Raw genomic sequence first — 10,994 nt, forward strand, 5'->3', positions numbered from 1 at the left:
CGTAAAGTTCTTCAAGTATATTATTATGATTCAAAATGATAAAAATTATTAAATATCCTAAAAGTATATATAGCAAATTTACCTGTATTAAGGAAAATTTCAAATACAGAGAGAATCGAGGGCCGGTAGTGCTTTTGGGGCAGGCCCAAATGAGCGCTCTGGGCCGCTCGCTCCACGTCAGACGGGACCGGGAGGAGGAACTGCGTCTGCTCCTGGGGAGACTGCACCATTGAGGATCACCTGACCTTCTTTCTCCTGAGGGCAGCAGGTTTGCTGCTTGGCTGCGACAAACTACTCTTGCGAGCACTCCGAGGAATGTTTGCCTGTCATCTTTAGAAAACGCATGACTGACAGTTTCTTCCAATCCCTTCCACACCGGAAGACCAGGTCGTCTCTAACCAGGCGTTGCACGTATCACCAGAGAGCAGACGTGACTGAGGCAGTCTACAGGTTAGGATAGCAAGGCTGGCGGCTTTTCCACCCTGGCAGCACGCAGCAGCTTGGCGATGGAATCTCCAAGGATATGGAAGACGAGATCGGCACAAAAGTGGCCCAACATCGCCGCCTCTAGACCATAGCGCCAGTAGAGGTAAGCGAAGGCGACCCCAGCAACGCCGTTCAGGAGCATAGCCCTCCCGATTAGGAGCGGGGTCAGCCTGGTCAGAGCTGCCGTGGCAGGCAGATGGCCCAGACCAAAGAGCAGAGCTGCCATGACGGCGGCCAGCCAGAAGGCTCCGGGCGCCGGCTCACCCCCCGGCAGACGCCAGATGAAAGCCAGCAACCAGGCGAATAACGAGAGCAGAAAGAGGCGACAGATCAGCTCTTCGGCAATGCCTCCGTAAAAGCAGGCCAGAAAGCGTTTCCAAAGTGGCGGGATTGGCAGAGCCGTACGCATGGCCTCCGGTAGCCGCGGCCAGAAAACCAGGATCTCTACCCCGAGCAGCAACGCGGCAGGTCCCAGGCCCAACAACAGCGCCGGCCCGATCAGCGCCTCAGCCTGGGCCGTCACCGATCTTCCCGCGAGTAGCCCCTCCAACAAAGGGGCCCCCAGGCCAAGATGATGGGCAATGGGTAGGCCCAGGCCGATCACCACCACGAGCAGGGCAGCGCTCTGGGCTCCCTGGAGTAAGAGCAGTACCCACAAGGGGCGCCGCAGCCGCTCCTGGGCCTGCTTGAAAGCCCGGCTGTTCAGTGCGAGTAGATAGGGAGTAGCGCAGGCGACACTGACAAGCGCGGCACAGCTTAGCACAAGGAATTCAAGCCAGGGAAAAGTAAAGTGCCACATGAGATCGGTTCACCTCTGCGTTGATAACAGTGCCTTGATTATAACATATTGCAATAGCAAAAACCAGAGCGCTGGGCCTGCTCCTCAGTACTCGGGCTTGCCTTCACAGCAGAAAGGCTGCCTCTGAGCTAGCTGGCAGCGCACTGACTGCGACCAGCCTCAGAGACAGCCCTAGGAGAGCGGTCCAGGTAGAGGCAGATGGGAAAACCGATCAACAAAGCTGGGCGCGAGCGTCTGAGCCTTAGACGACGCTACAGGCTCGCCCGTTCAAGGTGAAGGCTGTCGGGCTGGCATTACTGCCGTTCCAACTGCCATTAAAGCCGGGCGAGGCGCCCAACGTCGTCCCGGGTGCAATAGTCGCGTTATATGAGAGATTGGTGATTGTCACGTTACTTCCCGATTGCGTATAGGACCCGTTCCAGATCTGGGTAATCGTTTGGCCGCTCGGGAAGGTGAACTGAAGTGTCCAGCCGTTAATAGCCGTTGTTCCCGTATTAGTAATCGTAAGGCTGGCGGTAAAACCACCTGGCCACTGACTGGTGACCGCATAATGCACCGCACAGCTCAGGCCAGCCGCCGCCGTAGGGGTGGGCGTCGGTGTCGGCGACGGTGTTGGGGTAGCTGGCCGCGGCGTGGCTGTCGCCGTCGGCGTCACGGGCGTTACAGTTGGCCTCGGCGTCGGGGTGGGCGTCGGCGTGGCCGTTGCCCCACCGCTCGACGAGAAGACAACCGTTGTCAACGTATAGGGAGAGATCGATATAGTGGGGAGCGGCGAACCCGTGACGGTTGTTGAGCTAATAGAGCTGCTGGTGGGGCCATAGGAGTAGACGCGCGCGCTGCTGGAGGCGCTGTAGCCATTGAGCGAGAACGTCACAGTATAGCTATTGCTGGGGTCCTTATTGATCAGCAACACCGCCAAATTGCCATTAGCCTGTCGCACAGCATGCGCCGCCACCAGCGTCTGATTCGAGGAGGCAGAGACCATCGTATCGCCGGCATTCCCGAGGTATGAGAGCATCTGCAGACCATAGTACGCTGGGAAGGGTGTATCGGCAGCCGGCTCGCATGGCCCACCGCTGATACAGCCACCGTTTGCCAAGACGCCATAGTCGCCGTACTGAGCTGAGCCGTAGAGCGAAGAGCTGGTATTGCCAGCCACTGGACCATTATGCAGCGTCCACCAGTCGACGCTTGTCACGCCATTCTCCAGCCAGGTCATGTAATCATCGTCCTCATAGAGGGCGTTGACAATGCTGACCGTCTGCTTGCCGGGATTGGAAGAGACCGAATTGGTCTCGGTCAGCAGGATCTGGACGGCGCTGGCATGGGAGCCACAATATTGTGCCAGCTCCGAGCGCAGCGTCGAGACCATGTTAGGGATCTGACTGGTTGAGGCCAGCAGACCTGAGTCAGACTCATTACCTGGGTTTTGCGGGTACCAGTGAATGATGACGAAGTCGATAGCCGAGCAGGCGGTCGAAAGGACGGTCTGATTCCAGGGCTGGGGTGAAGCGGAATTGGTAACGCCATCGGGCCAGTTGCCAGGTGTTGTCAGCACAGCCCCGACCTTAATCGTCGGATCGACAGCCTTCATGGCCTGACTGTAGGCAACGACGTTGCTCGCGTAGGCTGCTGAGGTATGCGGGTTATTATTATATTCCCAGCTTGCCCCGTAGGTGCCATCGCCATAGACTTCGTTGCCGATCTCCCAGTATTTGATTCCATAGGTATGGCCAGTACTGCTGGCCCCTGCGTAGGTCGGAACGGGGCCTGTGTAGCCAGGCCCGCCTTTGTTGGCGTACTGGACCCAGCCGGCGGCCTCCGCGGGCGTGCCAGCTCCGTAATCCACGGTGATGATCGGCTGCGCCCCTACAGCCTGCACCAGGCCCATAAAGGCATCAAAGGTATTGTTCGGATCAAGCCAGCCCTGGCCAGCGACCAGGGAATGCGTCTGCCAGTGGTAGACATCTGAGGTTGAGCCGCCTGGGAAACGCAGCATGCCAATACCAGCGTTCTTGATGGCGGAGCTGGCCGCGCTATCGAGCAGATTACTATCCCAGACGGCGGTATTCAAGCCTCGACTGAGCGCGGTCAACGTTCCCAGCGACTGATTGGCATTGACCGTTACTTGAACGCTGCCAGCCGCCGAAACGCGATGGGCGCCCAGCGGGTTGAGCAGCACCAGCGCCGACAAGAGCAGGCAGAGCAGCAGGATGCCAGCACAGGCAGTCTGCCACCAGTGAGGCCGAGGCACGCGCAGGCGTGCGAGCATCGCGGACATGACCCTGTTTGGTCCTCCCTTGGGAAAACATCTATCAGCGCCTTCCTGGCGCCGACAGAATAGGTGTGTGTTCGCGACCTCACCATAGTGCAGGCCCTCTGGGCAAATCAACGGCAGGTTGTGAGCATCCGGACGGCAGTCTGCGATGCCAGATCAATCACGTCTTCTCTGAGGCTTTTGGCGCTCCAGGGTCATCCAGATGCTCAGAGCAGGCTGTCTCTCTCTGTCTTGGGCACGAATCATCTCCTCTCGGCGTGTCGGCCCAGCCAGGCGCTGGTCAGCTTAACCTGACATCCAGCGGGCGGCATCCTGCTCTTGACGCGCTAGCTCCTGGCCTGCTTCTGACGAGCAGGCGCGGACGTCCGCGCCTCAAAGGGCCGGCAGTCAGCGCATTGAGGGCCTAGTAGATCCCTCCAGTAGCCGTACCCACAGCTTCAGCCAGATGGAGAGGGCCAAAGTCGTTATCCACCACCAGGCGCGCTGCCCGCCAGAGAGCTGCCAGAGCGCCGAGCGAGAGGCGCCTAGAGAGGTCGAGCACCGGGGCACGCATTGTCGCTTTGATTCCTTCCACTAGCGCCCGCTCAGCCTCTGTACCAATCAGAGCCACCTGGGCCCCGGCGCCGCCGGCCAGCGCCGTCGCGGGTCACTGGCCCCTGGATGCACGACCACCAGGTCTCTCAGCGGCCAGGTAAGGCCGGTCAGGTGTCTGAATGCTGCGACATCGGCGACCAGAAGCGGCAGGCGCGGCTCCAGCGTCGTGGCCTGCGTCCCCAGGAGAGCCACCACCTCCAGATAGCCTTTGAGGCCCAGGCGCCCGGGCGAGTGCGCACGATCAGCGTGACCTTTGAGCCGGGAGCGCGCACCGCCTGGCACAGCCATCCGCTGGGGCAGATGCTCATCGTGACAGCCGGCTGCGGGCGCGCCCAGCGCTGGGGTGGTTTTTCGAAGAAATCCGCCCCCGTGATGTTGTCTGGTTTGCCCCTGGAGAGAACCACTGGCACGGCGCAGCTCCCACAACGGCCATGACGCACATCGCTATTCAGGAGCAGCTTGATAGGCGAAGCGCCGACTGGATGGAGCCAGTCAGCGACGAGCAATATCAGGGTCAGGCCTAAAGGAAAGAGCCAGCCACCTGACCCGCGGTTCTTCTATATGGACCAGCGCCTGCACGACCCAGCCTTTTACGCTCAGCCGCCTGATGATAGACATATGTGGTAGAATAGAGGACATGTCTGGAGGCGAGGCCAGGGGAGCCTAGAAAACGCTTCCGCCTAGCCAAGGGCCTTCTGGTCTAACTCCAAAGAAAAGAGAGGAGGCAGGCAAGTTCTGACGAACGATTCGACTGATCGGCAGCAACTCACCCAGCGCTCACCTGCCGAGTTAGCGGCCATCTGGAGCCTCGTGCGTACCCCTCGTCTCCTGCTCCGCCGGTTGCGAGCCGAAGATGGGCCGGCCATGTTTCGTGTCCACGGTGACCCGGCCACCTACCGCTATAGTCCAGAGAGCGTGCATCGCTCCCTGGCGGGGAGCGAGGCCATGCTCCAGCTCTGCCGGCGGCACTGGGCCGAGCACGGCTTCGGCTACTGGGCAATAGAGCTGGCCAGGGAGCAGACAGTTATCGGCTTCGGCGGTCTGGAGCGGCAGCGTTGGCGTGAGCATGAGGTCCTCAATCTTTACTACCGCCTGACGCCCAGTGCCTGGGGCCAGGGCTACGCCACCGAAATGGCCCGTACCGCGCTCCAGCTCGCCAGGGCCTATCTCCCTTCACTGCCAGTCATCGCACGCATCAGAATTGCCAACCTGCCATCGCAACAGGTCGCGCTCAAGGTTGGTCTGCGACGGCTGCCCGAGGAGCTGGAAGAGCCGGGCTACTATATTTTTGCTTCCGAGTATCCTGGCTGGTCACGGAGAGAGCAGCGGGAAGGCATTGGAGAGGCAGCAAGCTAGCAGATAAGCAGAGAAACCAGGCCTGCACTCTGCTGCGAGCAGAGGCTCCAGAGGAGTCTATCAGGAGGCTCCAGTCAGCAGCAAGCAGTCAGATCACCACGGGGCAGCGCCTCGCTCGGGTCGAGCACCTTGCAGCCGCCTGAAGCTGGTCAACAGAGACACCATCAAGCAAAGGAAGGAGGATAGACGGACAACTTATGGACCAGACCGCAGGGATGCGCCCCCTTTCGTTAGCGCGGCGGCGTTGGGCCCGGCTGGCTGTCGCTTTTTTATTCTTTCTGAATGGCGTCCTACTCGCAACGTGGGCGGCTCGTATTCCCGCTATTCAGACCCATCTGGCGCTGGCGCCGGCGATCCTCGGCAGCGTCCTCTTTAGTGGGGCCGCTGGGGCCCTGGCCGGCATGAGTGGCGGTGGCTACCTGGCAGCGCGCTATGGCAGTCGGCGCATCGTGATCCTTGCCACGCTCAGCCTCTGTCTGATGCTGACCCTGGTCGCAGTAGCGCCGAGCCTGCCTCTGCTCATCGCCAGCGTGGCCCTGCTCGGCGCCAGTTCGGGAGCGATGGATGTCTCGATGAACACCCAGGGGGTAGCTGCAGAGCGCCTCTACGGCCAGCCTATCCTCAACTCTTTCCACGCCTGCTACAGCCTTGGGAGCCTGGCAGGCTCCCTGCTCGGGGGTCTCATCGCTGGATACGGTATCCCATTGTTGCCACATTTCAGCGGCGTTGCGCTAGCGGGCGCGATCCTGACGCTCTGCTGCATTCCGGCCCTCCTGCCTTCGTCTCATGATCAGCCCGCTGGCGAGCGCACGGGCGAGGCCGGGAGAGGAGTGAGATTTGCCCGCCCCTCGCGGGCCACACTGGCGCTGGGACTGATTGCCTTCTGCTCTCTCTTTGGGGAGGGAGCGATGGCTGACTGGAGCGCTCTCTATCTCAACAACAACTTGCACAGCGGGGCCGGCCTGGCCCCCATCGGTTACGCCATCTTCTCCGTCATGATGATGACCAGCCGCGGCCTCGGGGACGCTCTCACGGCCCGTGTGGGCGCGGCCCTGATGGTCCGCCTTGGAGGACTGCTGGCAGCTAGCGGTCTGACACTGGTGCTGCTTTCTCCCTGGTTGGTGCTAGCTTTATGCGGTTTCGTCCTGATCGGCTGTGGCCTCAGCGTCACATTTCCTTTGACACTTAGTGCCGCCGGGCGCCTTGCCGGGCAAGGTCAGGCTACCAGCACCGCCCTGGCAGCCGTCGCCACCTGCGGCTACACAGGCCTCATGGCTGGTCCCCCCACGATCGGCTTTGTGGCCAGCTTCGTGGGTCTACGCCTGGCTTTGGGAATCATCATCCTGCTGAGCCTGAGCATCAGCCTCTTGGCCGGCGCCACAGAAGATCAGGCACCCTCGACGCCACAGTCCCTCTATCCACAGATTGCGCGAGAAGGCAACAAGGCGGCTTCTTCGGCCTCATCCACAGAGGATCTATAGACGAGCGACTAGAGACACGCGGCGAGACTAGGCCCACGATGACATTTAGAAAGTAGAGCGGCACGCCTCAGCGCTGCGGTTCCTCCCGGCTTACCTGAGCAGCCGCCGGCTCCAGGAGCAGAGCCAAAAAGGCCTGAGCAACAGGCGAGAGGCGTGCCGCTCGGCGCTGAACCAGATGCAAGGTACGGCGCAGGGCTGTATCGCCGATACGCACGGTGCTTAGCCAGCCAGCCGTGACCTCAGCCGCTACTGCTGCCTGCGAAATAATGGCGACTCCCATATTGGCCGCTACTGCTCGCTTGATGGCTTCATTGCTGCTAAGCTCCAGCGTAACGGTGGGCTGAATTCCAACCTGCTCAAAAGCCGCTTCAACTACGCTACGCGTCCCAGAACCAGGTTCACGCCAAAGTAAGGTTACCTCGCGCAGAGCGGCTAAGGGCACACTCTCGAGATGGGCCCAGGGATGCCACGGAGGCACAATCAGCACCAGCTCATCCTGACGATAAGGAGTCAGCAGCAGTGTCTCATCTACACTATCAATCTGGCTCTCTATCAGCCCCAGCTCTCGCCTGCCTGTCCGCACCTCCTCATAGACGACTTGGGAATTGGCAATTGCTAGCTCGATCTCGACACGCGGGTAGCGCCGATGAAAGAGCGCCAGCGTGCTAGGCAAGAGATAGTTGCCGATGGTTGTACTGGCCACAAGAGTTAAGCGTCCCGCCTCGATACGATGCAGGCTCTCTAAAGCATCCGCCGCCGCCTCGATCTCCGCCATCACCTTCCGCGCATGCTCTTCCAGCACAAGCGCCGCTTGCGTGGGTACAAGGCGCTTGCCGACCTGTTCAAAAAGAGCTAACCCTAGTAAGCGCTCCAGTTCGTGGACCTGGGCCGAGACCGCAGGTTGGCTCAGATGCAGCTCCTCAGCAGCATGGGTATAGTTGCGATGACGCAAAACTGCCAGAAAGATACGCAGTTGATAGAGCGTAACGTTGTGCTGCCAATGCTTAACCATATGCCTTCTTACAGTGAGAGATGTGAAAAGAAGCAAGGCCCTGCTCAGCCAAGAGGGACCACCACCTGCCTGACAGAAGCCAGCATATGGCCCCCCCTGCAAACCAACCCAGGCTTTCCCCAAGGATTACTCTAAGCCCTGCTTAGAGTATAGCACCTCTCGTCCGGCGATCAGCGATCACCTGAATCCGTCGTTAAGCCAATTGTAAACCTGCCTGGCAGGCAAGTCTCTCCACTCATAGGAGCCGTGTTTGCCCCAAGCTCGCTCATGAGTAACTCTTACTGACTGGCTCTGGTACCCGATTCTGCCCTCCTCTAGACTGTAAGAGGGACAAAGACGAGGATACTGCTCTCCATCCCCGCTAAGGAGAGCCACAGTCTTCCTCTCCCTCCTTGGTTGACACATCAGTGAGTAGATAAAGCGAAACTATTATATAGTGATAAGGCAAGCCAAAGGAGCTGATACTATATGATCAATCTTATGAAGATTTCACAGTCTTCTTACGCAGGAGTCATACCTGCTTGCCCAGTCTGTCACCAGAGCAAGAATGTGAAATCTGTGCCCAGACTTTATGAGCGAAGTCGGGAGCATAGAGATGCGCGTCTAGCTCCTCCACCTCCACCCCGGGAGCGCAGCTTTCTTCTCTGGCCCATTACTATCGGAACTGTCACCGAGACCGTGACCCTGATCGCCGTGATGCTGCTGTGCGCTAGCGGCCAATTCACTTTTCTACAATACATCCTTGCCGTGATAGGCATCTGCATTCCACTGATACTCTCGATCTACGGTTTTACACGCCTATTGAGGTCGGAGCAACAGAAAAGGGACCTTCGCGAGTGGGAGCGAGCCTTTGACATCTGGAGCCATTCATTCATCTGCACCGCCGATCAGGTTATCTTTACGCCCACGGAGCACTTCCACAGCGAGGGTGAGAAGACAGAGGCTGGCGAGCAGATCACGCCATTAGTAGGCGCCACAGCTCTCTAGCGAGCGAGTGAGGATGAACAGGCCTGCCATTCTTCTAGCCAGAGAGGCAGAGATAAACCACGAAGAGAGGCCCGGGCGCAAGCTGTGCTCCTGAGCAGCCGACTGTCAGTCCTGCCAGTCAAGCCGCCAGGAGGGCCACAGACCTGCCGGGCCTCCGCCGTTTTATTTCTCACCCCTTGTATTCGTATGCTCAATCTGGCATAGCTTACCCTATCTCACTAATCCTTGCCTCTCAGGCCGCAGTTTTTAGTGTCAAGGGTAACTCACGAGGTAGGCCGTGGTGTTGCTCGAATTCGACGGGCCACCGGTGTTATTGATAATGTGCTGGATGGTTCCTACACCGCCGAGCGAGACCGTCACCAGGTCGTGGAAGGTTACCCCTGGCGTATCAGGTACCTCAAAGGCGCGATCCGCGACGATCGAGGGATCAACATTGAAGTAGCAGTAGCTCCCCACGCCCCAGGCTTCATGGCTGGTGACCGAGTTCGCCACTTTGTAGGCGGCATAGCCGCGCGTGCTGCCATTCATCCAGGCCGCCTGGTTGGGTGGATCGTAGGGCATCTCGTTCTGGAAAAAGTAGGTGCGTCCTCCGTTGCCGTTCCAGATGACCTCGTACTGCTGATAGTGTTCAACAAAGAGACCGTACATAGTGACATTGTTGCCATTGACGACCAGGCCATTGGCGGCAGGGTTGACGGTCCAGCCAACACCGCTGCCGTGGTCGGCCCGCCACAGCCAGAGATCATCACCGATCACGTTGTTGCTATTGATCACCAGGCTCTGGGTGACTTGACCCGGGCCAGCCCCCCCAATGCGGAAGAAGACATCGCTGAGCACTGTCGGATTAGCCGCATGGTTCTGCGATGAGCCGCTAGGGCCAATCTGCAGGAGGACCGGCGAATTGACCGGGCCAGCGTCAAAGAGTAATCCAGCGATCGAGACGCCATCAACATCGGCCACCGTCATGGGGATGACCCCATTCTGCGGCACCAGCGTCGCCAGCCCCAAGCCCAAGACAACTGTATTGGGACGTGTGATGTTGATAGTGCCGTTGAGCTGGTAAACACCAGGCGTGAAGAGCAGGTTCAGGCCCTGGGCCAGGGCATTGTTGATGGTGGTCACCGAGTCGCCAGGATGGGCAATGTAGAATTGGCTAATGGGAATCGAGGTGCCCGCCGCCGCTCCGTTCGCCCAGGTCGTGCCCTGGCTGTTGCTGCGTAAGGCCGGCACGAAGACGTAGTAGTTGCCAGCCTGGTCAATATATAGGAAAGGCTTCTCGCGGATGACTGGCGTCTGATTGACCACCGTTTCCGGCGGATTAGGGAAGCTCTGCGGCGGCGCGCCATTGACGCCGACAAAGACCATGTTCCAGACACCACCGTTCCAGCTTCCAAACTGGTCGTTGCGCGAGAGCCATTGCTGCTGCGAGCCAGACTGTGTCTGGCCGGTGACCACGCTATCGGCCAGGAAGCCACCGCTAGCCCAACCGCCATCCCAAAGGAGCAGATTGCCCTGAATGTCAACGCGCCGCAGCGGCGAGGCCTGGGCCGCAGCCCACTTGTTCCAGCCACCGGAAGGGATAATTTTGAGATTCTCAGCCGCACGCCAGAAATTCTGCGTGGCGTTGCCATTCATCCAGGCAGCGTCGAGGTTGACTGCGCCGTTGATCACTACGTCGTCAGGCGAGCGGCCAAGGCCCAATACCTGGGTGTAGAAGCCGACGTTAACGGTGACATTGTAGGTGCCCGGCTTGAAGAGCAAGGCGTAGCGGTTGGTGCCAAACTGGTTGGTTTGCTGCTGGCTGTAGATGGCGTCAAGCGTGCTCTGGATGGTCGAGCTGGGCATCGAGGGATCGAAAATGTAGACGTTCGGCCCGAAATTGGGTGTGCCCGCTGGCGGGGTTGCTGTTGGGGTCGGAGTTGGTGTTGGGGTGCCCCCTGCTGCCGGCAAGATCTCTAGCCCATTGACCTGGGCATTATCCACCACCGTGCTGAACTGGAT

At 59.5% G+C, this 10,994-nt stretch carries 8 protein-coding genes and 1 pseudogene; 4 read left to right on the forward strand and 5 right to left on the reverse strand.

Annotated features, from left to right (window positions below):
- Nucleotides 1-451: 451 nt before the first annotated feature.
- The 3 genes from IRZ24_RS10930 to IRZ24_RS10940 form a co-directional block, all read right to left on the reverse strand.
- Nucleotides 452-1,285, reverse strand: a complete 834-nt coding sequence (locus IRZ24_RS10930) for a CPBP family intramembrane glutamic endopeptidase (protein ID WP_297163853.1) — start codon at nucleotides 1,283-1,285, stop codon at nucleotides 452-454.
- A gap of 241 nt (nucleotides 1,286-1,526) precedes the next feature.
- A complete protein-coding gene (locus IRZ24_RS10935) occupies nucleotides 1,527-3,566 on the reverse strand; it encodes a cellulose binding domain-containing protein (RefSeq protein WP_297163856.1) in 2,040 nt (679 codons plus the stop codon).
- Between the two features lie 400 nt (nucleotides 3,567-3,966).
- Nucleotides 3,967-4,173: a glycosyltransferase family 9 protein gene (locus IRZ24_RS10940; RefSeq protein ID WP_297163859.1), complete on the reverse strand. Its 207-nt coding sequence runs from the start codon at nucleotides 4,171-4,173 to the stop codon at nucleotides 3,967-3,969.
- Between the two features lie 191 nt (nucleotides 4,174-4,364).
- On the opposite strand from IRZ24_RS10940, the pseudogene IRZ24_RS19800 reads away from it, so the two are divergent.
- The 3 genes and pseudogenes from IRZ24_RS19800 to IRZ24_RS10955 form a co-directional block, all read left to right on the forward strand.
- Nucleotides 4,365-4,681: pseudogene (locus tag IRZ24_RS19800) on the forward strand (cupin domain-containing protein); the annotation flags it as partial.
- A 286-nt stretch (nucleotides 4,682-4,967) separates the two neighbouring features.
- Nucleotides 4,968-5,513: a GNAT family N-acetyltransferase gene (locus IRZ24_RS10950; RefSeq protein ID WP_297163864.1), complete on the forward strand. Its 546-nt coding sequence runs from the start codon at nucleotides 4,968-4,970 to the stop codon at nucleotides 5,511-5,513.
- A gap of 197 nt (nucleotides 5,514-5,710) precedes the next feature.
- Nucleotides 5,711-6,994, forward strand: coding sequence for an MFS transporter (locus IRZ24_RS10955; RefSeq protein ID WP_297163866.1), 1,284 nt, complete (start codon nucleotides 5,711-5,713; stop codon nucleotides 6,992-6,994).
- Between the two features lie 67 nt (nucleotides 6,995-7,061).
- Here IRZ24_RS10955 and IRZ24_RS10960 read toward each other — a convergent pair whose 3' ends face one another.
- On the reverse strand, nucleotides 7,062-8,006 hold the full coding sequence (locus tag IRZ24_RS10960) for a LysR family transcriptional regulator (protein WP_297163868.1): 945 nt from the start codon (nucleotides 8,004-8,006) through the stop codon (nucleotides 7,062-7,064).
- Between the two features lie 558 nt (nucleotides 8,007-8,564).
- Between IRZ24_RS10960 and IRZ24_RS10965 the strand changes: the two genes are divergently transcribed.
- The gene (locus IRZ24_RS10965; RefSeq protein WP_297163871.1) at nucleotides 8,565-8,993 is read left to right on the forward strand and encodes a hypothetical protein; all 429 of its coding nucleotides are present in this window, start codon (nucleotides 8,565-8,567) and stop codon (nucleotides 8,991-8,993) included.
- A 252-nt stretch (nucleotides 8,994-9,245) separates the two neighbouring features.
- On the opposite strand, the gene IRZ24_RS10970 is transcribed toward IRZ24_RS10965, so the two are convergent.
- Nucleotides 9,246-10,994, reverse strand: a 1,749-nt coding sequence (locus IRZ24_RS10970) for a coagulation factor 5/8 type domain-containing protein (protein ID WP_297163874.1), incomplete at its 5' end; no start/stop codon positions are given.

It is taken from the genome of Thermogemmatispora sp., from assembly GCF_019683755.1.
Lineage (GTDB): Bacteria > Chloroflexota > Ktedonobacteria > Ktedonobacterales > Ktedonobacteraceae > Thermogemmatispora.

Coding starts and splice junctions, on each gene's coding strand:
- IRZ24_RS10930 (WP_297163853.1), bottom strand. CDS start 1,285: ATGTGGCACTTTACTTTTCCCTGGCTTGAATTCCTTGTGCTAAGCTGT.
- IRZ24_RS10935 (WP_297163856.1), bottom strand. CDS start 3,566: ATGTCCGCGATGCTCGCACGCCTGCGCGTGCCTCGGCCTCACTGGTGG.
- IRZ24_RS10955 (WP_297163866.1), top strand. CDS start 5,711: ATGGACCAGACCGCAGGGATGCGCCCCCTTTCGTTAGCGCGGCGGCGT.
- IRZ24_RS10960 (WP_297163868.1), bottom strand. CDS start 8,006: ATGGTTAAGCATTGGCAGCACAACGTTACGCTCTATCAACTGCGTATC.